Source organism: Arsenicicoccus sp. oral taxon 190 (assembly GCF_001189535.1).
GTDB lineage: Bacteria > Actinomycetota > Actinomycetes > Actinomycetales > Dermatophilaceae > Arsenicicoccus.
Map to the genome: position 1 here is coordinate 2,873,873 of NZ_CP012070.1, position 24,947 is coordinate 2,898,819.

24 protein-coding genes are annotated in these 24,947 nt (G+C 74.2%); 10 read left to right on the top strand and 14 right to left on the bottom strand.

The window, feature by feature from the left end:
- Window positions 1-93: 93 nt before the first annotated feature.
- Window positions 94-2,196, bottom strand: coding sequence for a DNA gyrase/topoisomerase IV subunit B (locus ADJ73_RS13370; protein WP_253272582.1), 2,103 nt, complete (start codon window positions 2,194-2,196; stop codon window positions 94-96).
- Between the two features lie 202 nt (window positions 2,197-2,398).
- Here ADJ73_RS13370 and ADJ73_RS13375 point away from each other — a divergent pair, with 202 nt between their 5' ends.
- Together ADJ73_RS13375 and ADJ73_RS13380 are read left to right on the top strand one after the other, a co-directional pair.
- Window positions 2,399-2,608 carry a DUF7455 domain-containing protein gene (locus ADJ73_RS13375; protein WP_050348674.1) on the top strand — a complete coding sequence of 70 codons (210 nt, stop codon included), beginning with the start codon at window positions 2,399-2,401 and terminating at the stop codon, window positions 2,606-2,608.
- A 79-nt stretch (window positions 2,609-2,687) separates the two neighbouring features.
- Window positions 2,688-3,158 (top strand): DUF456 family protein, encoded by a 471-nt coding sequence (locus ADJ73_RS13380; protein WP_216593636.1) that lies wholly within the window; start codon window positions 2,688-2,690, stop codon window positions 3,156-3,158.
- Between the two features lie 94 nt (window positions 3,159-3,252).
- Here ADJ73_RS13380 and ADJ73_RS13385 read toward each other — a convergent pair whose 3' ends face one another.
- The 6 genes from ADJ73_RS13385 to ADJ73_RS13410 all read right to left on the bottom strand — a co-directional run bounded on the left by ADJ73_RS13385 (window position 3,253) and on the right by ADJ73_RS13410 (window position 10,575).
- Entirely contained in the window at window positions 3,253-3,714 is a 462-nt protein-coding gene (locus tag ADJ73_RS13385) for a DUF3040 domain-containing protein (RefSeq protein WP_050348675.1), read from the bottom strand.
- Window positions 3,715-3,823: 109 nt separating this feature from the next.
- Window positions 3,824-5,074 (bottom strand): DNA polymerase IV, encoded by a 1,251-nt coding sequence (gene dinB, locus ADJ73_RS13390; protein ID WP_050348676.1) that lies wholly within the window; start codon window positions 5,072-5,074, stop codon window positions 3,824-3,826.
- 12 nt (window positions 5,075-5,086) lie between these two features.
- Window positions 5,087-5,878: a methyltransferase domain-containing protein gene (locus ADJ73_RS13395; RefSeq protein WP_050348677.1), complete on the bottom strand. Its 792-nt coding sequence runs from the start codon at window positions 5,876-5,878 to the stop codon at window positions 5,087-5,089.
- Window positions 5,879-5,953: 75 nt separating this feature from the next.
- Window positions 5,954-9,778, bottom strand: coding sequence for a DNA polymerase III subunit alpha (locus ADJ73_RS13400; protein WP_050348678.1), 3,825 nt, complete (start codon window positions 9,776-9,778; stop codon window positions 5,954-5,956).
- Entirely contained in the window at window positions 9,768-10,199 is a 432-nt protein-coding gene (locus ADJ73_RS13405; RefSeq protein WP_050348679.1) for an SAV_6107 family HEPN domain-containing protein, read from the bottom strand. The genes ADJ73_RS13400 and ADJ73_RS13405 overlap by 11 nt, the downstream gene beginning before the upstream one ends.
- 97 nt (window positions 10,200-10,296) lie before the next feature.
- Entirely contained in the window at window positions 10,297-10,575 is a 279-nt protein-coding gene (locus tag ADJ73_RS13410) for a DUF6504 family protein (protein ID WP_050348680.1), read from the bottom strand.
- Between the two features lie 272 nt (window positions 10,576-10,847).
- On the opposite strand from ADJ73_RS13410, the gene ADJ73_RS13415 reads away from it, so the two are divergent.
- A complete protein-coding gene (locus ADJ73_RS13415; RefSeq protein ID WP_050348681.1) occupies window positions 10,848-11,483 on the top strand; it encodes a DUF4126 domain-containing protein in 636 nt (211 codons plus the stop codon).
- Window positions 11,484-11,516: 33 nt separating this feature from the next.
- Here the strand turns inward: ADJ73_RS13415 and metF are convergent, their stop codons facing one another.
- Window positions 11,517-12,431 (bottom strand): methylenetetrahydrofolate reductase [NAD(P)H], encoded by a 915-nt coding sequence (gene metF / locus ADJ73_RS13420; RefSeq protein WP_050349467.1) that lies wholly within the window; start codon window positions 12,429-12,431, stop codon window positions 11,517-11,519.
- Between the two features lie 89 nt (window positions 12,432-12,520).
- Between metF and ADJ73_RS13425 the strand changes: the two genes are divergently transcribed.
- A complete protein-coding gene (locus tag ADJ73_RS13425) occupies window positions 12,521-13,618 on the top strand; it encodes a polyprenyl synthetase family protein (protein WP_156188236.1) in 1,098 nt (365 codons plus the stop codon).
- Window positions 13,619-13,700: 82 nt separating this feature from the next.
- On the opposite strand, the gene ADJ73_RS13430 is transcribed toward ADJ73_RS13425, so the two are convergent.
- Window positions 13,701-14,090, bottom strand: a complete 390-nt coding sequence (locus tag ADJ73_RS13430; protein WP_253272583.1) for an Rv2175c family DNA-binding protein — start codon at window positions 14,088-14,090, stop codon at window positions 13,701-13,703.
- 129 nt (window positions 14,091-14,219) lie between these two features.
- On the opposite strand from ADJ73_RS13430, the gene ADJ73_RS13435 reads away from it, so the two are divergent.
- Genes ADJ73_RS13435 through ADJ73_RS13445 form a run of 3 tightly spaced genes read left to right on the top strand, consistent with a single transcriptional unit; the run spans window position 14,220 to window position 17,824 of the window.
- Window positions 14,220-14,975: a lytic transglycosylase domain-containing protein gene (locus ADJ73_RS13435; RefSeq protein ID WP_050348683.1), complete on the top strand. Its 756-nt coding sequence runs from the start codon at window positions 14,220-14,222 to the stop codon at window positions 14,973-14,975.
- Between the two features lie 33 nt (window positions 14,976-15,008).
- Entirely contained in the window at window positions 15,009-16,904 is a 1,896-nt protein-coding gene (gene pknB, locus ADJ73_RS13440; protein ID WP_253272584.1) for a Stk1 family PASTA domain-containing Ser/Thr kinase, read from the top strand.
- A gap of 2 nt (window positions 16,905-16,906) precedes the next feature.
- Window positions 16,907-17,824 (top strand): DMT family transporter, encoded by a 918-nt coding sequence (locus tag ADJ73_RS13445; RefSeq protein WP_050348684.1) that lies wholly within the window; start codon window positions 16,907-16,909, stop codon window positions 17,822-17,824.
- Between the two features lie 39 nt (window positions 17,825-17,863).
- Here the strand turns inward: ADJ73_RS13445 and ADJ73_RS13450 are convergent, their stop codons facing one another.
- Both ADJ73_RS13450 and ADJ73_RS13455 read right to left on the bottom strand, forming a co-directional pair.
- On the bottom strand, window positions 17,864-18,442 hold the full coding sequence (locus tag ADJ73_RS13450) for a molybdopterin-dependent oxidoreductase (protein WP_050348685.1): 579 nt from the start codon (window positions 18,440-18,442) through the stop codon (window positions 17,864-17,866).
- A 34-nt stretch (window positions 18,443-18,476) separates the two neighbouring features.
- On the bottom strand, window positions 18,477-19,832 hold the full coding sequence (locus ADJ73_RS13455) for a class II 3-deoxy-7-phosphoheptulonate synthase (RefSeq protein ID WP_050348686.1): 1,356 nt from the start codon (window positions 19,830-19,832) through the stop codon (window positions 18,477-18,479).
- A 126-nt stretch (window positions 19,833-19,958) separates the two neighbouring features.
- Between ADJ73_RS13455 and ADJ73_RS13460 the strand changes: the two genes are divergently transcribed.
- Window positions 19,959-20,816: a DUF1028 domain-containing protein gene (locus ADJ73_RS13460; protein WP_050348687.1), complete on the top strand. Its 858-nt coding sequence runs from the start codon at window positions 19,959-19,961 to the stop codon at window positions 20,814-20,816.
- A 74-nt stretch (window positions 20,817-20,890) separates the two neighbouring features.
- On the opposite strand, the gene ADJ73_RS13465 is transcribed toward ADJ73_RS13460, so the two are convergent.
- The 3 genes from ADJ73_RS13465 to ADJ73_RS13475 are packed head-to-tail and all read right to left on the bottom strand — an operon-like array spanning window position 20,891 to window position 23,491.
- Entirely contained in the window at window positions 20,891-21,460 is a 570-nt protein-coding gene (locus tag ADJ73_RS13465; RefSeq protein WP_367379585.1) for a LuxR C-terminal-related transcriptional regulator, read from the bottom strand.
- Complete coding sequence (gene macS / locus ADJ73_RS13470; protein WP_050348689.1) at window positions 21,364-22,587, bottom strand: MacS family sensor histidine kinase; 1,224 nt, start codon at window positions 22,585-22,587, stop codon at window positions 21,364-21,366. Before macS ends, ADJ73_RS13465 begins: the two co-directional genes overlap by 97 nt.
- Window positions 22,588-22,591: 4 nt before the next feature.
- Window positions 22,592-23,491: a lysophospholipid acyltransferase family protein gene (locus ADJ73_RS13475; protein ID WP_082177004.1), complete on the bottom strand. Its 900-nt coding sequence runs from the start codon at window positions 23,489-23,491 to the stop codon at window positions 22,592-22,594.
- 72 nt (window positions 23,492-23,563) lie between these two features.
- Here ADJ73_RS13475 and ADJ73_RS13480 point away from each other — a divergent pair, with 72 nt between their 5' ends.
- Both ADJ73_RS13480 and ADJ73_RS13485 read left to right on the top strand, forming a co-directional pair.
- A complete protein-coding gene (locus tag ADJ73_RS13480) occupies window positions 23,564-24,379 on the top strand; it encodes an alpha/beta hydrolase (RefSeq protein ID WP_216593637.1) in 816 nt (271 codons plus the stop codon).
- Window positions 24,360-24,905, top strand: coding sequence for a hypothetical protein (locus ADJ73_RS13485; protein WP_050348690.1), 546 nt, complete (start codon window positions 24,360-24,362; stop codon window positions 24,903-24,905). The genes ADJ73_RS13480 and ADJ73_RS13485 overlap by 20 nt, the downstream gene beginning before the upstream one ends.
- Window positions 24,906-24,947 lie beyond the last annotated feature (42 nt).

Sequence of the window (24,947 nt, forward strand, 5' to 3'; positions counted from 1 at the left end):
GATCGTGACCCCGCGCAAGGGGGTGAGGCCTTATGCCGGGGGGCGGCTGCGGCATACGGCCTCGGCGGTCGGTGCCGCCGCCTCCCGGCAGGCTCAGGCGTCGATGCGCTCGGCGTCGAGGGCGTGGGCGGAGTCGACGATGAAGTCCTTGCGGGGCGCCACCTCGTTGCCCATCAGCAGCTCGAAGACGCGCTCGGCGGCCTCGGCGTCGGCGAGGGTGACCCGCCGCAGCGTGCGCTGGCGGGGGTCCATCGTGGTCTCGGCCAGCTGGTCGGCGTCCATCTCCCCGAGGCCCTTGTAGCGCTGCATCGGCTGCTTGATCTTCTTGCCGCGCCGCTCGAGCGTCCGGACCGTGGTGCGCATCTGCTGCTCGTTGTAGGTGTAGATGAGCTCGTTCTTCTTGGCGCCGGCGTTGACGACCTCGATCCGGTGCAGCGGCGGCACGGCGGCGTAGACCCGCCCGGCCTCGACCAGGGGGCGCATGTAGCGGAAGAACAGCGTCAGCAGCAGGGTGCGGATGTGGGCGCCGTCGACGTCGGCGTCGGTCATGATGATGACCTTGCCGTAGCGCGCCGAGTCCACGTCGAAGCTGCGGCCGCTGCCGGCACCGATGACCTGGATGATCGCGGCGCACTCGGCGTTCTTGAGCATGTCGCCGACCGAGGCCTTCTGGACGTTGAGGATCTTGCCGCGGATCGGCAGCAGCGCCTGGTGGTCGGAGTCGCGGGCGAGCTTGGCGGTCCCGAGGGCGCTGTCGCCCTCGACGATGAACAGCTCGGAGCGGTCCACGTCGCTGCTGCGGCAGTCCGCGAGCTTGCTCGGCAGGGTGCTGGTCTCCAGGGCGTTCTTGCGGCGCTGGGTCTCCTTGTGCTGGCGCGCGGAGATGCGCGACTTCATCTCTGCGACGACCTTCTCCAGCAGCTGCGTGGCCTGGGCCTTGTGGTCGCGCTTGCTGGAGGTGAGCATCGCGGTGAGCTCCTGCTCGACGGTGCGGGCCACGATCGCCCGCACCGCGCTGGTGCCGAGGACCTCCTTGGTCTGCCCCTCGAACTGCGGCTCCGCGAGCCGCACCGTGACGACCGCGGTCAGCCCGGCGAGGATGTCGTCCTTGTCGACCTTGTCGGTGCCGATCTTGAGGCGGCGGGCGTTGACCTCGAGCTGCTTGCGGAAGACCTTCATCAGGGCCTGCTCGAAGCCGCTGACGTGGGTGCCGCCCTTGTGGGTGTGGATGATGTTGACGAAGGACTCGGTGCGGGTGTCGTAGCCGGTGCCCCAGCGCACCGCCACGTCGACCAGGCACTCCCGGGTCATCTCGGTGCTCACCATGTGGCCGCGGGCGTCGAGCTGCGGCACCGTCTCGGTGAACTCGCCGCTGCCCTGGAGCCGCCACACGTCGGTCACGGCGGGGTCGGGGGCCAGGAACTCCGCGAACTCGCTGATGCCGCCGTCATTCTTGAAGGTCTCCTCGTAGGGACCCTGACCGTCGGCGTCACGCTCGTCGCGCACGACGATCGTCAGCCCGGGCACGAGGAAGGCGGTCTGGCGGGCCCGCGCCACGAGGTCGCTGCGGTCCAGCGACGCCGTCCGGAGGAAGATCTGCGGGTCGGTCCAGAAGCGCACCCGGCTCCCCGTGACCCCGCGCCTGGTCTTGCCGACCACCTGCAGCTCGGTCTTGTCCTCGAAGGGGACGAAGGGGTTGTCCGGGCCGGGCCCGGCGCTGTCGTCGTAGGTGCCGGGCTCCCCGCGCCGGAAGGACATCTGGTGCGTCTTGCCGCCGCGGTCGACCTGGACGTCCAGCCGCGCGGACAGGGCGTTGACCACGCTGGCGCCGACGCCGTGCAGACCGCCGGACGCGGCATACGACCCCCCGCCGAACTTGCCGCCCGCGTGGAGCTTGGTGAAGATCACCTCGACGCCGGACAGGCCGGTCCGCGGCTCCCGGTCGACGGGCATGCCACGGCCGTTGTCCCGCACCGTCACCGAGCCGTCGGCGCCGAGGATGACCTCGATGTGGTCGCAGTGGCCGCCCAGCGCCTCGTCCACGGCGTTGTCGATGATCTCCCACAGGCAGTGGGTCAGGCCGCGACCGTCGGTGGACCCGATGTACATCCCCGGGCGCTTGCGCACCGCCTCCAGGCCCTCGAGGACCTGCAGGTGACGGGCGGAGTAGGTCTCGGTCGCGGTTGCTTGTGACACGCGCTGCAGGTTACCGGTGAGGTCCGACAAGCCCCCGCAGGCACGCCCACGTCGGCCTGCGGCCGCGGACGACGCGCGCTCCGCATGCCGAGAAATGCGGGTGGGAACGAATCTGCGTGCTTGACTGTTGTCACCGCCGTAGAGGCCGTCGGGCTCCAGGACCGGGCCCACGACCCCGACTGACGCGAAAGAGAGGCCCATCGTGACCACTGCACTGGCATCGAGCGAACTCACGGCAGCGGACCGCTGCGACCGCTGTGGCGCGCAGGCCTACATCCGAGCACGACTCGCCAACGGCGGGGAGCTGCTCTTCTGCGCCCACCACGGGCGTCAGCACCTGGACAGCCTGCGACCGATCGCGGTCGACATCGACGACCAGACCGAGCGACTGCACCGCGAGCCGACCAGCTGAGCGGCAGCACCCCCAGACGAGACCCCCCTCGGCCCCCCGGCCGGCGGGGGTCTCGTCGCGTCGGCCCTATCGTGGTGGCGTGGACTCCGTGACCCTGCTCGTCGCCCTCGCCGTCGTCGTCGGTCTCATCGGCATCGTCCTGCCGGTGCTCCCCGGGCTGCTGCTCGTGTGGGGCGCGGTGGTGGTGTGGGCCGTGGTCGGCCAGGTCTGGTGGCTCGCCGGGCTCGTGACGGTGGCGTATGCCGCCGGCCTGGCGCTGCAGTACCTCCTGCCCGGGCGCCGGCTGCGGGCCGGCGGGGTGCCGACCCGGTCGCTGGTGCTCGGCGTGCTGGTCGGCGTGGTCGGCTTCTTCGTGGTCCCGGTGGTGGGTGCTGTCGGGGGTTTCGTGCTGGGGGTCTACCTGTCCGAGCTGCAGCGGCTCCGGGGGCACGGCGCGGCGTGGCCGTCGACGGTGCACGCGCTGCGGGCCGTGGGGCTGTCCATGCTGATCGAGCTGGCCGCCGGCCTGGTCATCGGGGCGGCCTGGGTGGGCACGCTGCTCTGGGGCTGACGGCGCGCGGGTGACGGGGCGCGACCGACCTGATCGAGCCGACCTGGCCCGACCGACGTGACCGAGTCGACCTGTCTGACCCAGCCGACTCGCGTCAGAACTCGCCGCGGCTGCGGCGGTCGTCCCACCGCTGCTCGAGACGCTGCATGAAGGTGCCCTGGCGGGGCTGCGCGGCGCGGCGGCCCTGCTGGCCGGTGCGGGTGCGGCCCGGCGTGGCGCGCGAGGCGCCGCCGCGGCGTCCGAACCGGCTGCGCTGGACGGAGCCGTCGGCCTGCACGGAGCCCAGCGGGGCTCGGCGGGGCGCGGTCAGGGCGTAGACCCCGGCGGCGACCATGAGCAGGAACCCGACGACGCCCACCCAGATGAGCTGCTGGGTGACGCCCAGCAGGACCACGGCCAGGCCGGCGACGACGCCGAGGATGCCGATGATGACGCGTCGGCGCCGGACGTTGGGAGGGGTGGGATTGGCGAGGTTCTCGGCGAAACGCGGATCCTCGGCATAGAGCGCCTGCTCCATCTGCTCGAGCAAGGCCTGCTCACGCTCTGACAGTGGCATCGTGGCTCCCCCTCCCTCGGGGTGTGGCGGTGACGTCGGCAGCGACGGCGGTCCGGCCAGCGGCGGGTCTGCTGAGGGGGGCCGTCCATCTCTCTCAACGAGGATAGGTTCAGGATAGATCCCGTGGCGGGGTAGCGGTAGATCTTGCGCCACGGACCAGGCTCGCGGGCCGCACCACCCCGGCCCCGAACCTCGCGCTGGCCCGGTCGACGGCCCGCTCGGCGTCGCGCCACCCGTGCTCCGGCTCGTCCAGGGTCGCCTGCCGCGACACCGTCCCGGACTCCGAGAGGCTCTCGAGCCGCACGCCGACCAGCCGGATCCGGGCTCGTTGCAGCCCGAGGGCGTCGAAGAGCTCCCGCGCCACCTGGTAGACCTCGTGGCCGACGTCGGTGTGCTCGCGCAGGGTCCGGGCGCGGGTGATCGTCGTGAAGTCGGCGAAGCGCACCTTGATGGAGACGGTGCGGGCCACCATGCCCTGGGAGCGCAGCCGTGCCGTCGACCGGTCGGCGAGGCCGAGCAGGTGACGGTGGATCTCGACGGGGTCGTCGATGTCGTGGGCGAAGGTCTCGTCGGCCCCGACGGACTTCTCCACGTGGGCCGGGGTCACCCGGCGCGGGTCCCGGCCCCAGGCCAGCTCGTGCAGCGAGGCGCCCATGGCCTGGCCGAGGGCTCGCTGCAGGGTGGGCCGGGGGGTGTGCGCGATGTCGGCGACGGTGCGCAGCCCGAGCCGCAGCAACGCCTCCTCGGTCTTGTCGCCGACGCCCCACAGCGCCCCGACCGGCAGCTGGTGCAGGGTGGGCACCACCTGGTCCACGGGGACGACCCGCAGCCCGTCGGGCTTGGCGAGCCCGGAGGCGAGCTTGGCGACGAACTTGGTCGGGGCCACGCCCACCGAGCAGGTGATGCCCTGCTCGTCGGTGACGGCGTCGCGGATCCGGCGGGCGATGACGGCGGGGCGGCCGTGGGTGCGGACCGCGCCGGCGACGTCGAGGAAGGCCTCGTCCACGGAGAGCGGCTCGACCAGCGGGGTCACGGAGCGGAAGACCGCCATGACGCCGCGGGACACCTCGGCGTAGCGGCTGTGGTCGGGGCCGAGCACGGTCGCCTGGGGGCACAGCCGCCGGGCGCGCGCCATCGGCATCGCCGAGGCCACGCCGAACCGGCGTGCCTCGTAGGTCGCGGAGAGCACGACGCCCCGGGTGCCGCCGCCGATGATGACGGGGGTGCCGACCAGGTCGGGGTGCTCCAGGAGGGTCACCGACGCGTAGAAGGCGTCCATGTCCACGTGCAGCACGTGGCAGCCCGTGTCGTCCAGCAGCTCCGGGTCGGGTGCGTCCAGGGAGAACTGCCGCCGGCTCACGGCGCGGTCACCTCAGTGCCGGGCGGCGATGACGTGCAGGGCCGAGCCGAGCTGCCCCAGGATCGCGAACTCGGGGTGGCTGGACGCCGCCCGCTCCAGGTCGAGCAGGGCCATCCGGTCGGCCTCGGAGTCGACCAGGGTCGAGGGGACGAGGTCGCTGAAGATCCGCACCCCGTGGGCGTCGGTGATCTCGAGCCCGGCGGCCTCGACCAGGTCGGAGACGGAGGCCAGGTCGAAGCGCCTGGGCAGCGGGTCCGTGGACCCCCACCGGCCCTCGGGCGTGGTGAGGGCGTGCTGGGCCTGGCTGAACTGTCCCGCGAGGGCCCGGGCGAGGACGACCGCGAGGCGCTGGGCGACGGTGAGGCTGAGCAGCCCGTGGGGGGCGAGGGCGGCGCTGATCGCGGCGAGCGACGCGGCCGGGTCGTCGACGAACTCCAGCACCCCGTGGCAGCAGACGAGGTCGGCGGTGCCGGGCTCGTGGACCGCGGCGAGGGAGCCACCGTCGCCCTGGACGCCGCGGACGCGATCGGCGACGCCGGCCTCCTGCGCCCGCCGGTCGAGGGCCGCGAGGGCGTCCGGGCTGGGGTCGACCACGGTGATCTCGTGCCCCAGGCCGGCCAGGGCGACGGCGATCCCGCCGGTGCCGCCCCCGAGGTCGAGGATCCGCAGCGGGCGACCGAGCTCCCCGGACAGGTCGTCGACGGCGGTGCGCACGGCGTCCCAGACGGCGGCGGTGCGCAGGTTGGTCTCGACGCCCGCGGCGCGGGAGCGACGGGACGGGGCAGGGTCCGCCTGGTCGGGCATCGTGGGGCTCCTTGGCGGTCGGCTGGGCGGGGTCCGCGGTGCAGCGGCGAGCGCTGACGCGGCGTCGGTCCCACCCTAGTGCCCGGAGCTGCCGGGGCTGGAGTGCCACAGCTTGCGGGGTGCCTCACGGGGGTCTCCTCCGGCTGGTCGGATGTCTGCGTAGGGGGACTGCGCGAACCCCGAGGCGTGCAGCAGGACCCGCCGGGTCCGCGGCGATCCCTCGGTGCCCGTGGCCCGCTCGGCCTCGGCGGCCCGCTCCACCGCCTCGGCCTCGCTGCGCGCGAGGAGCTCGTGGACCCCCTGCGGGCCGCTGCGCAGCCACTCCTCCCAGAGCGTGCCGAGCTCCCAGGCCCCGGTGGCGCGCAGCGAGATCCCGCGCGGGCCGGTGCGGCGGACCTCTCCGCGGACGAGCAGCATCCAGGAGTGGAAGACGGTGGCGGCATACGGCCCCTGCACGTCCTCGAAGAAGGTCGCGTCGATCGGGCCGGTCGTGTCGTCGAGGGTGAGGAAGACCACCCGGCGCCCCGATCGCACCGGCGGGGTCTGCGTGGCCACCTTGACGCCCGCGGCGAGCACCGTGGACCTGCTGCGCGCCCGCAGCAGGTCCACGGACCGCACCGCACCGAGGGCCCGCAGCATCGGGGCGTAGGGCTCCAGCACGTGGGCCGTGGCGTCGAGCCCCAGCACCTCCAGCTCGGCACGCACCCGCTCGGTCTGCGTCATCTCCGGCAGGCCGCTGCCGACGGTCAGCTCCGGGGCGTCGCCGAGGTCGAGGGACAGCTGGACCGGCTGCTCGGCCGCGGCCGTGACCCGGGCGTGCTCCTGGGACTGCCGGGCAGCGGCCGAGCGCACGTCCGGCGCGGCGGAGCGCAGCTCCGGGCCGGTCTCCGGTCGCCGGGAGGCTGCGGCTCCCGCGGGGCGGGGCGCGCGGCGGGTGGTGGCGCGGGTGTAGCGCTCGAGCTCGGCGACGTGCAGCAGCAGGTCGCGCCGGGTGATCTTGCCGCGCCGGCCGAGCCCCTCGACGGCGCGGTGCCCCGACAGGCCGTAGAGAGAGTCCAGGGCCCCGGCGAGGACGAGGCGCTCCAGGACCGGGCGCGAGGGCTGGGCGCGGTTCCACACGTCGGCGAGCGTGACGTAGGGCTGCCCGGCGACGAGGCGCTGCACCTCGGCGTCGCTGATGCCCTTGACGTCGGCGAGCGAGAGCCGGATGCCGTAGTCGCGGGCGTCGGGCAGGTCGGGGTGGGCCGGTCCGGCGCGCCCCACCTGGTCCAGGATCTGCGGCGGCGGCTCGTGCCAGGGCTCCACCCGCTCGACGCGGTAGGTGTCGCCGGAGGCGTTGACGTCCAGGCCGAGCACCGCGATGCCGAGGTTGCGGGCGTCGTCGAGGATGAGGCGCTTGGGGTACATCCCCGGGTCGTGGGTGAGCACCCCGGCCAGGAAGGCCGCCGGGTGGTGCGTCTTGAGCCACGCGGACTGGTAGGTCGGCAGCGCGAAGGCCGCGGCGTGCGCCTTGCAGAACCCGAACGACGCGAACGCGTGCAGCACCTCCCAGATCCGGTCGACGTCCGGCGGGGCGTAGCCCCGGGCGGCCGCCGCCGGACGCCACCAGGCCTCGACCTCCACCTGACCCTGAGGCGACCCCAGGGCTCGCCGCACCTCGTCCGCCTCGGCCAGCGTCACCCCGGCCGTCTCGGCGACGATGCGCAGCACCTGCTCGTGGAAGACCACGACGCCGGCGGTCTCCTGCAGTGCCGGCACCAGCGTCTCGTGCAGGTAGTCCGGCTCGGCCCACCCCTGCCGGGCCCGCAGGAAGGGGGTGATCATGTCCGACTTGACCGGCCCGGGCCGGAACAACGAGATGTCGATGACGATGTCCTCGAACCGCTCGGGACCGAACTTGCCGATCAGCTCCCGCTGCCCGGGGGACTCGATCTGGAAGCACCCGAGGGTGTGGGTGCTGCGGATCAGCCGGAAGGTCGCCTCGTCGTCCAGCGGCACCTGGGCCTGGTCGTCCAGGTCGATGCGGATCCCGTCGACGCGCTCCACCTCGGCGACCGCGTGGGCCATCGCCGACTGCATGCGGATGCCGAGCACGTCGAGCTTGAGCAGCCCCATGGCCTCGACGTCGTCCTTGTCGAAGTGGCTCATCGGGAAGCCGAGCCAGCTCGCCTCGACGGGGGTGCGGTCGAGCAGCCCGGAGTTGGACAGCACCACCCCGCACGGGTGCAGGGCGACGTGGCGGGGCAGCCCGTCGACGCGCTCGACCAGGTCGAAGAAGGTCTGCAGCCGGGGGGCGTCCAGGCCGCTCGCCCGCAGCTCGGGCAGGTCCGCGATGGCGTTGCGGGCGTCCCGGGCCCGGATGTGGGGGAAGGCCTTGGCGATCGCGTCGATCTCGGTCGGCGGCATGCCGAGCGCTCCCCCGACGTCCCGGATCGCGTGGCGCACCCGGTAGCTGTCCATCATCGACACGCAGGTCACCCGGTCACCGCCGAAGCGGTCGAGGACCCGCTCGTAGATCGCGGTCCGCCGGTCGGACTCCACGTCGATGTCGATGTCGGGCAGCTGCGCGCGCAGCGGGGAGCAGAACCGCTCCATCAGCAGGTCGTAGCGGATCGGGTCGACCCCGCTGATGCCGAGCAGGTAGTTGATCAGGCTGCCGGCGCCGGACCCCCGGGCGGCGACCCTCCCGGACATGTCGCGGATCAGGTCGCAGACCGTGGCGACGGTGAGGAAGTAGGTCGGGTAGCCGAGCGTCGCCACGACCCCCAGCTCGTCCTCCAGCCGCGCCTCGATGGCGCGCCGCTCCCGGTCGCTCGCGCCCGGGTAGCGGGCGGGGAGCGCGCCTCGGCAGCGCTCGGCCAGCACCCGCTGCGGAGACTCCCCCGGCCGTATGCCGAGGACCCCGGGCTCCGGCAGCTGCACCGACCCGATCCCGAGGTCGCTGCGCGGGTCGAGGCGGCAGTCGGCCGCGACCTGCAGGGTGCGGCGCAGCAGCTCGTCGGCCCGGGCCTGGTCGCCGTCGCAGACGACCCGGGCCAGCGCGACCATGGCGGGCGTCGAGGACAGGTGGCCCAGCGTGGTGACCCGGTCCAGGTGGCGGGTGTCGAGGGCGACGAGGCGCCGGGCGGCGTCGAGGACGTCGGCCGTGATCGCGTCCTCGGGGCGCCCGTGCCGCACCGCGGCGGTCAGCACCGCCGGCACCCGGGCCGCGTCGGCCAGCGCCAGCATGGCCGCGGCCTGGCGACGGCTGACGGGGGTGCCGGGAGGACCCTCGTGGCAGACCACCTCGACGACCAGGGCGCCCTCCGGCAGCGCTCGCCGCCAGCGGTCCAGCCGCTCCCGGGCCAGCACGGAGCGGCCCTGCAGGACCGCGCGGCCCACGTCGGAGTCGGGCCCGACCAGCACCGTCAGGGCGGCCGACCGCTCGGCGCGGGCGTGCTCGGAGCGGGCGTGCTCGACGCGGACATGCTCGGCCACGAGCTCCAGGCTGGTCACCGGGGTGCCCCGCTCGCCCGCGAGGTGGGTGGCGGTGACCAGGCGGCACAGCCGGGCCCAGCCGGTCCCGGGCGGCAGGTGCGCCTGCCCCCGCGCGAGCACGGTGACCCGCGGCAGCCGGGGGTCGACGAGCGCACCGCCGCGGACCGGGGTGCGCCCCGGCGGGCGCCCCTGCCGACCGGCGACGGCCCCGACGGCGAGGTCCACGCCGAGGACCGGGGCGATGCCGCGCGCGAGGCAGGCCTGGGCGAACTTCACGGCGCCGTAGAGGCCGTCGCGGTCGGTCAGCGCCAGGGTGTGCTGGCCCCACCCCGCCGCCAGGTCCACCAGGTCGCCCGGGGTGGTCGTGCCGTAGCGCAGCGAGTGCCCCGACGCCACGTGCAGGTGGACGAAGTCATCGGACACCGGCAGCCACCTGCAGGGACGGCAGCGGCGCGTGCGGGGCCGCGCCCAGCGAGGACTCGACGAGACCGAGGAAGGTCTCCGAGGCTCGCACCAGGTCGTCCGCCTCGCGGGCCGAGATCAGCCCGCCCCGCTCGGCGACGGACCGGCGCACCGCCGAGGCGGCGTAGAACGCGGCCCACTCCCCCAGCTCGGGGGCCGCGGCGGGCAGCAGCTCCCACACGCTGCGGGGGCGGCCCCGGCCGGCGGGGCGCCCACGGGTGGCCAGCAGCGCCGCCCCGGCTCGCAGCCCGGACAGGTGTGCCGCGACGTAGCGGTCAGCCGTCGTCGTCGCGCAGGTCGCCTCGGCGAGCGCGGCGTAGGCCCGGTCGAGCAGGTCCAGCGTCGCCGTGGTCAACGGGGGTCGGGTGGTCGTCGCCGTCATGGGAGCACCTGCTTTCGTCATACGCACAAAATGAGGGTGAAAAACACGATTGAAGGTGGGAGTGAAGGTGAGGTCGAAGGGTGAGGGTGGGGCGCGATCAGTCGGAGAGGGCGACGAGCTGCCAGCGGGTGCCGCGGACCGCCAGGTCGTAGACCCCGAGGACGCCGGAGCGACCGGCGGCGGCCTCGACCCGCCAGACCTCTCCCTCGAGGTCCGCGGCGGTCACCGCGCGGGTGTCCGGCACCTCGCGCCACCAGGGGCGTCGCTCGCGCCAGTGGTCGACCACGGAGCGGACGTCGTAGAGCCGGCCCCGCCAGATGAACTGCAGCGGACGACCGTCGTGCCGGACCTCGATGGCATCCTCGCAACGGCGCATGGCTCTCTCCTCCCGACCGCGAGCGCCCAGGGCGTTCGATCACTTTTGTCGAATCTTTGTTCGATGAAGAGAACTCTAGGGCCGACCTCTGACAGACCCCCAGCCCCTTGTCACCCACATGCGCATCACCGCTGGTCGGGTGGTCACCGCCGCGCCGAGCCCCGGATCGATACCACCCCGTGACCCCTCGGCACGGGCGTTCGAGAATCCCGGGGCCGCCCCGGCCCTTACCGTGATGCCACACCGATGGAGCCCGACGAGACGGAGGACAGATGGGTACCGAGCTGCTGCCGATGGTCTTCACGAGCGGCTGGGCGAGCGGCATCAACGCCTACGCCGTGGTCCTGGTCATGGGCCTGGCCGGACGGTTCTTCTCCGTCGACCTCGTCCCGGGGGTGCTCACCCGCACCGACGTGCTGATCGCCTCGGCGGTGCTCTTCCTGCTCGAGATGTTCGCCGACAAGATCCCCTACGTCGACACCGCGTGGGACAGCGTCCACACGGTCGTGCGACCGGCCGTGGGCGCGACGCTCGGCTACCTGCTCGCCGGCCACGAGGGGTCCGGCCTGGAGCAGGCCTTCGCCGCCGCCACCGGCGGCTTCAGCGCCCTGGCGAGCCACGGCGTCAAGGCCGGCATCCGCGCCGGCGTCAACGCCTCTCCCGAGCCGGTCAGCAACATCGCGATCTCCTCGGCGGAGGACGTCGCCGTCGTCGGCGTCATGACCCTCGCCACCAACCACCCCTGGGCCGCCGCCACCGTCGCGGGCATCCTCCTGCTGATCGGCATCGTCGCCGTGGTCTGGCTGCTGCGCCGCATCGTCTCCATCAAGCGGAGGTATGACGACTGGGGCACCCGGCGCCGCGACGCGGAGGACCTGCGGCTGGACGGGCCCGGCGACCCTCGCTGAGACTCCCTGCCCCTCGCTGAGACTCGCTGAGCCTCACTGACCGAGGTTGGCGAAGACCTCCAGCGTCGCCGTCGAGCGGTTCATCGTGTAGAAGTGCAGCCCCGGCGCGCCCTCGTCCATGAGCCGCTGCGCGTGCTCGGTGGCGATCTGCACCCCCACCTCGCGGACCGCGTCGGCGTCCTCGCCCACCGCCTCCAGCCGGGAGGTCACCGAGGTCGGCAGCGCCGCCCCGGACAGCTCGGCCATCCTGCTGATCTGACGCAGGTTGGTCACCGGCATGAGCCCCGGGATGATCGGCAGCGTCCCGCCGCGGGCGACCACGAGGTCGCGCAGCCGCAGGTAGTTGTCGACGTCGAAGACCATCTGGGTCACGGCGAAGTCGGCGCCCGCCCGCTGCTTGGCGACCAGCACGTCGGCGTCCTGCTCCCGCGAGGACGACTCCGGGTGACCGTCCGGGAAGGCCGCCACCCCGATCGTGAAGTCACCGAGCGAGCGGACCAGGTCCACCAGCTGGTCCGCGTGGTCCAGGCCCTCCGGGTGCGCCACCCACGGTGAGCCCAGCCCCCCGGCCGGGTCCCCGCGCAGCACCATGACGTTGCGGATCCCCGCGTCGGCATACGCCCCGATCACGGAGCGCAGCTCCCCCACCGACGACCCGACGCACGTCAGGTGCGCCATCGGCAGCAGCGTGGTCTCCTCGGCGATGCGCTGGGTCACCCGCACGGTGCGGTCCCGCGTGGTGCCGCCCGCTCCGTAGGTCACCGACACGAAGGACGGCCGCTTCTTCTCCAGGTGCCGGATCGCCTCCCACAGCACGGCCTCGGCCTCGTCCGAGCGGGGCGGGAAGAACTCGAAGGAGAAGCTCGTGCCCTCCTTGGCCAGCATGTCCGGGATCGAGGCCCCGGACAGGTGGTCGCGCGGGGCGAGGAACGACGAGCCAGAGACCATGGCGGGCACTCTAGGTGACCGCGACCGCGTAGGCTCGGAGCGCACGCCATGTGGGCACCCCGCACGGCGCACGGATGGAGGCTGTCGCGATGACCACCGCAGGGACCGAGATCGTCGACCTGGCGCGGCTGCGCCACCGGGTCCAGGCCGAGATCGACGAGGAGATCGCCCTGCGCGCCGCCCAGCTGGCCGCGGTCGGTCGCGACACGCGGCTGCTGGTCGACGCGGTCGCCGACCTCCTGCGCGGCGGCAAGCGCCTGCGCGCGGCCTTCTGCTACTGGGGCTACCGCGCCGCCGGCGGCGACGACAACGAGGCCATCGTGCGGGCCGCCACCGCGATGGAGCTCTTCCAGGCCGCCGCCCTCCTCCACGACGACGTCATGGACGACAGCGACACCCGGCGCGGGATGCCTGCCGCGCACCGTCGCCTCGCCGCCCACCACGCCGACCAGCGGTGGGAGGGGCTGTCCGAGAGGTTCGGCGTGGCCGGGGCGATCCTGGCCGGCAACCTGTGCCTGACCTGGACCGACTCGATGTTCGCGACCTCGGGGCTGTCGCGTCAGGAGCTCCACGGGGCCCGCCCCATCTTCGACGAGATGCGCACCCAGCTCATGGGCGGGCAGTTCCTCGACGTGCTCGAGGCCGCGCGGGGCTGGTCCGACCTGACGACCGAGCAGCGCCTGGCCCGCGCGCACCGCGTCATCACCTACAAGAGCGCGAAGTACTCCGTGGAGCACCCGCTGCTCATCGGGGCCGCCGCCGCCGGGGCCAGGCACCGGGACCTGCAGCACCTCGGCGAGTTCGGGCTGTGCGTGGGACAGGCCTTCCAGCTGCGCGACGACCTGCTCGGCGTCTTCGGGGACCCGGCCGCGACGGGCAAGCCCGCCGGCGACGACCTGCGCGAGGGCAAGCAGACCGTCCTCGTCGCCCACACCCTGGAGGGCCTCGGCCGGGCCGAGGCCGCCGCCTTCGCCCGTAGGCTCGGCGACCCCCACCTGGAGGAGCGGGCGGTGGCGCAGATGCGCGACGCCATCGTGTCCTCCGGCGCGGTCGACGCCGTCGAGCGGGACATCGACCGGCTGCTCGAGCAGGCCCTCGTCGAGCTCGCCGCCACGCAGGGGCTCCTCGACGACGGGCGCGCGGTCCTGGCCGACCTCGCGACCTACGCCACGCAGCGCGCCAGCTGAAACCGCGCCAGCTGAAACCGAGCCGGCCGAGACCGCGCCGCAGCCGGCCCACCCTGCCGGCTCAGGCGCCCACGGCGTCAGGTCAGAAGGCCAGCTCCTGGGCGCGGCGGCGGATCTCGGTCTTGTGACCGGCCCGCAGGTCGCCGATCGGGGTGCCGGTGCGCAGCGAGTCGTCCGGCGTGTGCAGCCACTCGATCGCCTCGGCGTCGCCGAGCCCGGAGTCGTGCAGCACCGACAGCGTCCCGCGCAGCGCCTCCAGCGGCGCCCCCTCCTGCACGAACGTCTCCGGGATGCTCACCACGGTGCGCTCGCCCCGGCGGACCGCGAGGAGCAGCCGCTCCTGCAACCAGGTCCGGACCGTCGAGAGGGGCACCCCGCCCGCCTCGGCGAGGTCGGGCACGGTCACCCAGCCGGGCACCAGCTCCTCCACGGCGGACAACAGCTCAGGACTCGGGGCAGCGGATCGGCTCACCTCCCCAGCCTGCCACGAACCCGCGCCCCGGCGCGCCACCCCGGTCCGGCGAGGTGACGCACGGATGCGCCATCCGGGTGACCGTGCTTCACTGGGACGGCCCTCCGCTCCCCCGACCCAAGGACCCGTATGCCGCTCGCCGTCGTCGCCGCTGCCGCCGTCGCCACCGTCGCCACGGGGGTGGCTCCCGCCGCTCCGGCCGCCGCCGCCGCGGACCCGGCGCCCGCCTCCTGGACGGTGCGCCCGGGTGACTCGACCTACACGATCGCCCGCCGCGCCGGCGTGACGGTCCAGGACGTCGTGGCCGCCAACCGCCTCCCGCAGGGCGGCCGGCTGATCCACCCTGGTCAGCGCCTGGTCGTCCCGGTGCGCGCGGCCGCGGCAGTCGCCCCGCAGGCCACCCGCCAGGTCGATGCCCGGGCCCCCAAGCAGGCCCCGAAGCAGGCCCCGGCGCCGCGACCTGCCGCCCGGCCCGCCCCCGCGCGACCGCTTGCGACCGAGCAGCAGCAGGTCCGCGCGCTGATCGAGCAGGTGGCCGTCGAGCGGGGGGTGGACCCGCGCCTGGCGCTCGCGGTCGGGCTGCAGGAGTCCGGCTGGCGGCAGGGCGTCACCTCCCACGTCGGTGCCCGCGGGGTCATGCAGGTCATGCCGGCCAACCAGCGCTGGGCCTCCCAGCTCGCAGGTCGCCCGCTCGACCTCGGCGACGCCCGCGACAACGTCACGGCGGGCGTGGTGATCCTCAAGCAGCTGCAGGCCACCGCCGGCGGCGAGGACGCCGCGATCGGCGGCTACTACCAGGGCCTGCCGTCGGTCACCGCGCGCGGGATGTATGCCGAGACCCGCCGCTACGTCGCCTCCGTCAAGGCACACCGGGCGAGGATGTGAGGCCTGGGCGGGGCGCCCGCCTAGGATCGCAGGGTGTCTCGTCCCACCGACCTCAGCATGCCCGGGCGGGTGCTCGACGGGCGCTACCGCCTGGTGCGGCACATCGCTGACGGGGGCATGGCCTCGGTGTGGGAGGCCGTGGACCAGCGGCTGGACCGCGAGGTCGCGGTCAAGATCCTGCGGCGGGGCCTGGCCGACGACGAGGCCTTCGCCTCCCGCTTCCAGCGCGAGGCGCGGTCGGCGGCACGGCTCAACGACCCTCACGTCGTCGCGGTCTTCGACCAGGGCGTCGACGACGGGGACCGGTTCCTGGTCATGGAGCTCGTCCCGGGCCGCACCCTGCGCGAGGTCATCCACGGCGAGGCGCCGCTGACGGCCCGCGCCGCGATCGACCTGGTCGTCCCGCTCGCCGACGCCCTCGGCGTCGCGCACCGGGCGGGCATCGTCCACCGCGACGTCAAGCCGGAGAACGTCATCATCCGCGAGGACGGCCGCGTCAAGGTCGCGGACTTCGGGCTGGCGCGGGCGGTGACCGCTCAGACGGTGACCGCGACCGACGGGACCATCCTCGGCACGGTGTCCTACCTGTCCCCCGAGCAGGTGGAGCGCGGCATCGCCGACGCCCGCAGCGACGTCTACGCCGCCGGGCTCGTCCTCTACGAGCTGCTCACCGGCGAGAAGGCGGTCGAGGGCGAGTCCCCGATCCACGTCGCCTACCAGCACGTCCACGGGGCGGTGGGCCGCCCGAGCGACCGGGTGCCGAGCGTGCCCGAGGCGCTGGACGAGGTGGTCCGCTGGGCGACCTCGCGCGACGCCGCCGACCGGCCCGCCGACGGTGCGGCGCTGGCCGAGCGGCTGCGCGGCATACGTCGCGAGCTGCCCCTCGACGAGCTCGACGCGCGCCCCCGCGCAGGCGACCGGGCCGTCACGGCCCCGACGGTGGCGCTGTCCCGCGACCAGGTGCCGGGCGGTCGCCGCGCCATCGCCACCCCCGTGCAGCCCCACCGCGCCACCGGCGCCACCGGCGTCACGACCGCCCCACGCCGACCGTGGCGCTGGCTCATCCCCCTGCTCGCACTGGTCCTGCTCGTGGGAGGCGGCGCGGCGTGGTGGTTCGGCGCCGGGCCCGGTGCGCCAGCGACCGTGCCGGCCGTGGTGGGCGTCCCGGTCGACGAGGCCCGCAGCCGGCTCGACGCCGCGCACCTGGACGCCGTCGTCGAGGAGGCCTTCGACGAGACGGTCCCGCGCGGCACGGTGATCAAGGCCGCGCCGGGCGAGGGCGCGTCGCTGCACCGCACCGACGACGTCACGGTCTACGTCTCGCGCGGCCCCGAGCGCTACCCGGTCCCGCAGGTGGTCGGGCAGCCCGGAGCGGCCGCCCAGCAGGCCGTCAAGGACGCCCACCTCTCGCTCGGGCGCCTCACCGAGGCGTATGACGAGAAGGTGCCCGCCGGCTCGGTCGTGAGCGCGTCGCCGTCCCCCGGCAGCCCGTTGAAGCCGCTGGCCGCCGTGGACCTCGTCGTCAGCAAGGGCCGCCAGCCCCTGCCGGTCCCGGCCCTCGCCGGCAAGACCACCGACGACGCCCGCGCCGCCCTCACCGCCGTGGGTCTCACCTACGCCGAGGCGCCCCAGCGGGAGTACTCCACGACCGTCCCCGACGGGGCCGTGATCCGCCAGGACCCGGCGACCGGCACCCGCTTCAAGGGGGACACCGTCACGGTCACCGTCTCCAAGGGGCCCGAGCTGGTGGCGGTCCCGAGCGTCACGGGCAGCAGCAAGGCGGACGCACGCCGCGTCCTGGAGGCAGCCGGCTTCACCGTCAAGGTCTCCTCCCCGCTGGGCGAGGTCTTCGGGCTCGTCTCCCAGCAGCGGCCCGGCGGCGGCGGGAAGGCACCCAAGGGCAGCACCGTCACCATCGTGGTGGTCTAGCCGTGGACGCACCCTCGCGCGCGGGCACGGCCACCCTGGCGCTCGTCGGTGTCACGGCGGTGTGGGGATCGACCTTCTACCTCATCCACGACCTGCTCGACACGATGGACCCGCTGGACTTCCTCGCGGTGCGCTTCACCATCGCCGCGGTCTGCCTGCTGCTGGTCTTCGGCCGCAGCCTGCGGCGGCTGGACCGGCGCGCCTGGGTGGCCGGCCTCGTCCTCGGCGTCGTCTACGCCCTCGCGCAGGTGCTGCAGACGGTAGGCCTCGCCCACACCTCGGCGTCCCGCTCCGGCTTCATCACCGGGCTCTACGTCGTCCTGACGCCGCTGCTGGCGGCCGTCGTGCTGCGGGACCGCGTCGGGCGGGCCACCTGGGTCGCCGCGGTGCTGTCCGTCGGCGGCCTCGGGGTGCTCTCCCTCGGGCCCGACGGGCTCGCGATCGGGCTCGGCGAGCTGCTGACGCTGCTGTGCGCCGGGGTCTACGCCGTCCACATCCTGGGGGTGGGCCGCTACACCCGGGCCGAGCTGGCGACGGCCCTCGCCACCGTGCAGATGATCGCCCTGGCGGTCGGCTGCAGCGCCGCCGCCGCCCTCGACGGGGTCCGGTTGCCGCCGACGCCCGGAGCCTGGGGCGCGGTCCTCTACATGGCGATCGTCGCGGGGGCCGGTGCGCTGTGGGCGCAGACCTGGGCTCAGGCCCACCTGTCCGCCACGCGCGCCGCCATCGTGATGACCCTCGAGCCGGTCTTCGCGGCGGGCTTCGCGGTGCTGCTCGGCGGGGAGTCCCTCACGGGCCGGATGCTCCTCGGCGGCGGGCTGATCCTGGCCGCGATGTACCTCGTCGAGCTGGCCGGACGGCGGGGCCGTGGCGCCGACGACGACGCGCCGCCCCTCGAGGCGCTGCACCACGAGCCCTGACCGCCGCCGAGCCGCAGCCCCGCACCGGCATACGGCCGGTCACTGGTAGGCGTAGCGCTCCTGGCGCCAGACGTCCGCGACCAGGTGGTAGCCGCGCTGCTCCCAGAAGCCCCGCACCGGGGCGGGGACGTAGGCGATCTCCCGCACCCACTTGGGGCCCTTGAAGCCGTAGAGGTGCGGCAGCACCAACCGCACCGGGCCACCGCGCTCCGCGGACAGCGGCTCACCCTGGCGGTGCGTCGCCAGCAGCGACCGCGGCGACAGCAGGTCGGCGAGCCCCACCGAGGAGCTGTAGCCGTACTCCGCCGAGACCAGCGTGTGCTCGATCCCCGACCGCGGCGGTGCCAGCTCGACGACGTCGCGGACCAGCACGCCCGTCCACTCGACGTCCTGCTGGGTCAGCTTGGACACGCAGTGCTGGTCGGCGAGCAAGGTCACCTGCGGCAGCTCCTGCAGGTCCTCCCACGTGACCACGCGGGCCTCGCCCTCGGTCTCACCCGCCAAGGTCAGCGTCCACGTGTGCCGGTCCAGGGTCGGCACCCGGCCGTAGTGCTGCACCGGCATGTCGGGCACGAGCCGCTGCCCCGGGGGGACGGTGCGGGACTCCTGGCGCGGCATGGGGGAACTCTCTCACACGGCTCCCGACCGTCGGTCAGGAGCGTTCGGCGAGCATCTCGGCGACGAGGAAGGCGAGCTCCAGGCTCTGCTGGTGGTTGAGCCGCGGGTCGCACACCGTCTCGTAGCGCGAGGCGAGGTCGGTCTCGTGGATGCGCGAGGAGCCGCCGGTGCACTCGGTGACGTCGTTGCCGGTGAGCTCGACGTGGATGCCGCCGGGGACGGTGCCGAGGTCGTGGTGCACCGCGAAGAAGCCCCGCACCTCCTCCACCACGTCGTCGAAGTCGCGGGTCTTGTAGCCACCGCTGCTCGTGTGGGTGTTGCCGTGCATCGGGTCGCTCACCCAGGTCACGACGACCCCCTCGGAGCGCACCCGCTCCACGATCGGCGGCAACGCCTCGCGGATCGTGCCGGCGCCCATGCGCGTGATGAAGGTCAGCCGGCCCGGCCGGCGCTGCGGGTCGACGCGGTCCACCAGGCGCATCACCTCGTCACCGGTCACCGACGGCCCCAGCTTGACGCCCACGGGGTTGCGGATCGTCGCGACGAAGTCCAGGTGCGCGCCGTCGAGCTGGCGGGTGCGCTCGCCCACCCACACCATGTGACCGCTCGTGTCGTAGGCCGCGCCGGTGCGGTGGTCGATGCGGGTCAGGGCGCGCTCGTACTCCAGCAGCAGCGCTTCGTGGCTCGCGTAGAACTCCACGGCCCGCATCGCGTCGAAGTCGGCGCCGCACGCCAGCATGAAGCGCATCGCCTTGTCGATGTCGCGGGCCATCGACTCGTAGCGGGAGTACTCGGCGTTGGCGGAGAAGCCGCGGTTCCACGCGTGCACGTGCCGCAGGTCGGCGAACCCACCCGTGGTGAACGCCCGGACCAGGTTGAGGGTCGCCGCGCTGGCGTGGTAGCCGCGGACCATGCGGTGCGGGTCGGGCCGGCGCGCCTCCTCGGTGAAGTCGAAGTCGTTGACCATGTCGCCGCGGTAGGCCGGCAGCGTCACGTCCCCGCGGGTCTCGACGTCCGACGACCGCGGCTTGGTGTACTGCCCCGCCATACGACCGATCTTGACGACCGGGACGCTGGCGCCGTAGGTGAGGACCGCGGCCATCTGCAGCAGCGTCTTGACCCGGTCGCGGATGTTGTCGGCGGTCGCGTAGGCGAAGGTCTCCGCGCAGTCGCCGCCCTGCAGCACGAAGGCGTCCCCGCGCCCGGCCGCGGCCAGCCGGTCGGTGAGCTGGTCGCACTCGCCGGCGAAGACCAGCGGCGGCATCGAGCGCAGCGTCGCCACCGCCTCCTCGATCCCCGAGCCCGCCGGCCACGTCGGCTGCTGCGCGGCAGGCAGGTCGCGCCAGGCGTCGAGGGCGGTGAGGAGCTCGGGTGCGGGGTCGGTACTCACGCCCGCCAGCCTAGGGCGCTCCCCGCAGCGGCACGTGCACGTCCACATCACGAGCGGGACGAGCCCGTATGCCGCGCCCGCCGTTGCACCGAGCCACGGTCCCGGGCGAGCGGCTAGGGTCGAGCCATGACCTTCTCGATCGTGGCCAACGTCGGCGAGGCCTATGGGGTCGCCGTCGCGAGCAAGTTCCTCGCCGCCACCGGCACCGTCGCCATGGTGCGTCCCGGGGTCGGGGCCGTCGCCAGCCAGGCCCTCGCCAACGTGGGCTACCGCGTGGCCGCGCTGGACCGACTCTCCGAGGGGCACTCGGCCGAGGAGGCGCTGCAGCGCATCACCGCCGAGGACCACGAGGCCGCGACCCGGCAGGTCGGCATCGTGGGGCGCGACAGCCAGGTCACCTACACCGGCGACGCGTGCTTCCCGTGGTGCGGGGGCGTGGCGGGCCGGGACTCCACCGGGGGGTATGCCATCCAGGGCAACATCCTGGCCGGGGAGGACGTCGTCCTGGAGATGCAGCGGGCCTGGCTCGAGGGCTCCCACCTGCCCTTCGTGGACCGGCTCGTGGAGGCGCTCGCGGCGGGCGACCGGGCCGGCGGCGACCGCCGCGGCCACCAGAGCGCCGGCATCTACGCCACGGCCCCGGGCGCCGGCTACGACCACAACGGCGTGCTCGCCGACCTGCGCGTCGACGACCACCAGCACCCGGTGCAGGAGCTGCAGCGGCTGGTGGTGCTCAACGAGCTGCACTTCGGGCGGCCGACCAAGGTGCTGCCGCTGGAGGGCCCGCTGCTGGAGGACGTCCGGGGGCGGCTGGAGCGGCTCGGCTTCGCCGGCGACGTGAGCGCCGCCCTGCCCGCCTGGGCCGGCCTGGAGAACCTCGAGATGCGGCTCGTCCCGGACGGCATCGACGCGCGGGTGCTGCAGGTGCTGCGCGAGCAGACGATCCCGCCGGAGCAGACCAGCGAGCGGTTCCCGACCTTCTGACGGGCCTGACCCCACTGGCCTCACTGGCCTCGTCGGCCTGACCGGTCGGGCCTTGGCCTGAACGGTCTGGTCGCTCAGCGGTCGCCGAGGCCCTTGTCCAGGGCGAATCGCACCAGCTGGACCCGGTTGTGCAGCTGCAGCTTGGTGAGGGTGTTCTGGACGTGGTTCTGGACGGTGCGGTGGCTGATCGTCAGCTCGGCGGCGATGTCCTTGGAGGACAAGCCCGTCGCGACCAGGCGCAGCACCTCGACCTCCCGGGCCGTCAGCTCCGGCACCGGGTCGTCGACGCGGGCGTCGGCGCCGGAGGCGAGCCGGCGGTACTCCCCCAGCACCAGCCCCGCCAGGCCCGGCGTGAAGCTCGTGCGCCCCTCGGCCGTGGCCGCGACCGCCGCCAGGAAGTCGGCGCGACCGGTCGACTTGAGCAGGTATCCCGTCGCCCCGGCCGTCATGGCGTCGAGCACGTCCTGCTCCTCGCCGCTCGCGGTGAGGATCAGCACCCGCGTGGGCAGTCCCTCGTCCGCGAGGCGGGTGCACACCTCCTGACCGGTCAGGCCGGGCATCTTGAGGTCCAGCACCAGCACGTCGGGCCGGGTGGCCAGGCACCGCCGCACCGCACCGGTGCCGTCGGCGGCGGTGCCCACCACGTCGTCCCGCGTCCGGGGCCGCCGCGGTAGGTCACCGCACCCCCGAGGTCCGCGATCCGACCGCGCACCGAGCTGGCCACCCCGAGCCTGCCCTGCGCCGCGGCCTCCTGCAACCGCCCCGGGGCGATGCCGCAGCCGTCGTCGCGCACCGTGACCTCGACCCTGCCGCCGAGGTCCTCGAGCAGCACCCACGCCCGGGCCGACGGGCCCGCGTGCAGGCGGACGTTGTCCAGGCAGGCCCGCACCGCCGCGACCAGCTCACGTCCCCGAGCCTCCGGCACCACCACGCCGCTCGCCGGCAGCGCCACCTCCACGCCGGGCCCGGCCAGCGAGGCCAGCGCCGGGCGCAGGTCCAGGTCCAGACCGACCCGCGCCCCCTGCGTCGCCCCGGGAGCCGCCCCGGCCCCCGGCTCCAGCTGCGGCAGCGTCGTCACGAGCCGCCGCAGCGCCCGCTCGGACTCCGCCGCGAGGCCTCCCAGCTCCGCGGCCTCCCCGCCGAGCTGGGCGCCCCGACGGTGGATGTAGGACAGGGTCTGCAGCACCCCGTCGTGCACCACCCGGGCGAGCCGCTCGCGCTCGGCCGCCCGCGCCCGCACCCGCATCGCCTCCGCCAGCGCGGCCTGGCTGCGGCGCCCCAGGTCGGTGCAGATGCCGAGGCAGGCCGCGGCCAGCACCAGCAGCAGGCTGTTGTAGATCGTGGCGCCGGTCGGACGCACCACCTCCACGAGGTTGGCGACGGTGACGGCGGCAGCCGCGAGGACACCACCGCGCAGCCCGCGGACCACGGCGGCCGCGGCGACGGGGGCGGCGGCATACATCGCGGGGATGGTGGTGGCGCCGGCCTCGATGTCGCCGGCGGGGTGGACCAGCCGCGTGATCAGGATCGCGGCGCACACCAGCCCGACCTCGACCACGACGACGCGCACGGAGCGGGCCCGCCGGGCCACGGCGGCGACCGCCCACGCGGCCAGCGCCAGCAGCGTCAGCCAGGCGAGCCAGGGCCGGGTCATCCCGCCCTGGTGCAGCCACACCATCACCGCCGCGTAGACCAGGGCCAGGACCCGGAAGACCTCCACGGCCCGCCACAGGCCGAGCTCGATGCCGCTGACGGAGGTGGCGCCCGGCACGACGTCAGTCCTGGTCGGAGCGGCGGTCCTTGGCCTTGGCCAGGGCCTCCTCGGCCTTGGACCGGGCCTCCTCGGCCATGGCGCGGGTCTGGTCGCCCAGCTCCTTGAGGCGGGCGGGGTCCCCGAGCTCGCGGGCCCGCTCGAGCGCCTCGTCGGCCTTGACCCGGGTCTGGTCCTGCAGCTCCCGGGCCCGCAGCAGGGCCTCGTCGGCGCGGGCCCGCGCGGACTCGACCATGCGCTGCTTGCGGGTGGCGGCGTACTCGTCGACGTACTCCTGCCCGGACAGCTCCATCAGGGCGTACATGATCTCGTCGGTCATCGCCCGCAGCACGTGCCGGTCGTGCTGCATCCCGGCGTAGCGGGAGAAGTCGATCGGGGCCCCGAACCTCACCCCGATCCGGGTGACGGTCGGGATCAGCTGGCCCGTCGGCTGCGCCTTGTCCGTCCCGATCATCGCGACCGGTATGACGGGAACCCCCGCCTCGAGGGCCAGCCGGGCGACGCCGGTCTTGCCGCGGTAGAGCCGCCCGTCGGGCGAGCGCGTCCCCTCGGGGTAGATGCCGAAGAGCTCGCCGCGCTGCAGGACCTCCAGCCCGGAGCGCAGCGCCGCGCTGCTGGCCTTGCCGCCGGAGCGGTCGATCGGGATCTGCCCGACGCCGCGGAAGAACGCGGCCGTGAGGCGACCCTTGACCCCGCTCCCCGTGAAGTACTCCATCTTGGCCGGGAAGGTGATGCGCCGGCTGAGCACCAGCGGCAGGAAGAACGAGTCCGAGAAGGACAGGTGGTTGCTCGCGAGGATCGCCGCCCCGCGCGGCGGGACGTGCTCCTCCCCCTCCACCCAGGGACGGAAGAGGACCTTGAGCAGCGGGCCGAGGGCCAGCCATTTGAAGAACCAGTAGAGCACCGGGGGACACCTCGTTCTGCGCGCGTGGGCAGCACTCTAACGCAGCCGCCGGTAGGCTGAGAGGGGCCGCTGGTGCAGCGGTCCGTCCACGAGGAGGTCGACGTGCAGGTCCTGCCCGGCGCCACGCCTTTCCGCTGCTCCGGGCGCCCCGAGGGCCACGGCGTCGGCGTGCTGCTCAGCCATGGCTTCACGGGCACGCCGCAGTCCCTGCGGCCCTGGGCCGAGCACCTGGCCGAGCGCGGCTACGCCGTCCGACTCCCCCGGCTCCCCGGCCACGGCACGACCTGGCAAGGGCTCAACCGCACGGAGTGGCACGACTGGCTCGCCGTGCTCGAGCGCGAGCTGCACGCCCTGTGGGACGAGTGCGAGACGGTGGTCGTCGGGGGGCTCAGCCTGGGTGGCGCCCTGGTCACCCGGCTCGCCGAGGAGCACGGCCCGCGGATCTCGGGGCTGATGCTGGTCAACCCCGCCTACCGCAGCGACGACCTGCGGCTGCGGGGGCTGCCGGTGATGCGTCGCCTGGTGCCGTCCATCGCGGGCATCGCCAGCGACATCCACCTGGAGGGCGTCGTCGAGCTGGCCTACGACCGGACCCCGCTGCACGCGCTGGCCTCGATGACGCGGCTGTGGCGCCTCACCGTGCGGGACCTGCCCGAGATCACCCAGCCCGTGCTGCTCTGCCAGTCCGACGAGGACCACGTCGTGCCCGCCTCCAGCTCCGAGCTGCTCCTCAGCCGCATCTCCAGCACCGACGTCACCCACCTGCGGCTGCGCGACAGCTACCACGTCGCGACGCTGGACCACGACGCGGCGCGGATCTTCGAGGAGTCCGTGGCCTTCATCGAGCGGGTCACGACGGGTGAGGGCGATGGCGACCCGCGGCCCTGAGGACTTCGACGCCCGGTTCGAGGAGATCATGTCCCACTGGGACGCCGAGGCAGACCTGTCCGACCGGGTCGTCCGCGCCCGCGACGGCGCCGGGGAGACCCGCGAGCGCGACGCGTCGGCGACCCAACCGGCGACCCCGCCGGCGCCCGAGCCGGCCGGGAGCGAGCCGCCGCCCGCGCCCCGGCGCCCGGCGGAGCCGTACGTCGTCTACCGCGACCCCGCCAACGGCCTGTCCATGGGCACCGACCACCGGTCGTGGTCGCCCCCGGACGACCCGGACGACGAGACCTACGTGCCACCGCCGCCCGCCCCGATGCCGTCGTGGGAGCGCGACCCGGTGTGGTGGGCGATCCTGGTCGGGCTCGTCGGCGGCCCGCTGACGCTGCTGGTGCTCACCCTCACCGGCCGGACCAGCCCGCACCTCTACCTCTGGCTGGCCGGCATCGCCACGGTCGCGGCCTTCGTCGGGCTCGTGCTGCGGCTGCCGAGCTCCCACGACGACGATGACGACGGCGCCCGCGTCTGAGCGCTCGGCCACCGCGTCGGACCTCGCGCCGTCGCCCGCCGG

Excerpts from the sequence above, each read along its gene's own strand:
- ADJ73_RS13395 (WP_050348677.1), bottom strand. The coding sequence starts at position 5,878 with ATGCCCGACCAGGCGGACCCTGCCCCGTCCCGTCGCTCCCGCGCCGCG.
- metF (WP_050349467.1), bottom strand. The coding sequence starts at position 12,431 with ATGGTCTCTGGCTCGTCGTTCCTCGCCCCGCGCGACCACCTGTCCGGG.
- ADJ73_RS13460 (WP_050348687.1), top strand. The coding sequence starts at position 19,959 with ATGACCTTCTCGATCGTGGCCAACGTCGGCGAGGCCTATGGGGTCGCC.
- ADJ73_RS13425 (WP_156188236.1), top strand. The coding sequence starts at position 12,521 with ATGACCACCGCAGGGACCGAGATCGTCGACCTGGCGCGGCTGCGCCAC.
- ADJ73_RS13415 (WP_050348681.1), top strand. The coding sequence starts at position 10,848 with ATGGGTACCGAGCTGCTGCCGATGGTCTTCACGAGCGGCTGGGCGAGC.
- ADJ73_RS13450 (WP_050348685.1), bottom strand. The coding sequence starts at position 18,442 with ATGCCGCGCCAGGAGTCCCGCACCGTCCCCCCGGGGCAGCGGCTCGTG.
- ADJ73_RS13385 (WP_050348675.1), bottom strand. The coding sequence starts at position 3,714 with ATGCCACTGTCAGAGCGTGAGCAGGCCTTGCTCGAGCAGATGGAGCAG.
- ADJ73_RS13410 (WP_050348680.1), bottom strand. The coding sequence starts at position 10,575 with ATGCGCCGTTGCGAGGATGCCATCGAGGTCCGGCACGACGGTCGTCCG.
- ADJ73_RS13405 (WP_050348679.1), bottom strand. The coding sequence starts at position 10,199 with ATGACGGCGACGACCACCCGACCCCCGTTGACCACGGCGACGCTGGAC.
- ADJ73_RS13485 (WP_050348690.1), top strand. The coding sequence starts at position 24,360 with ATGGCGACCCGCGGCCCTGAGGACTTCGACGCCCGGTTCGAGGAGATC.
- ADJ73_RS13435 (WP_050348683.1), top strand. The coding sequence starts at position 14,220 with ATGCCGCTCGCCGTCGTCGCCGCTGCCGCCGTCGCCACCGTCGCCACG.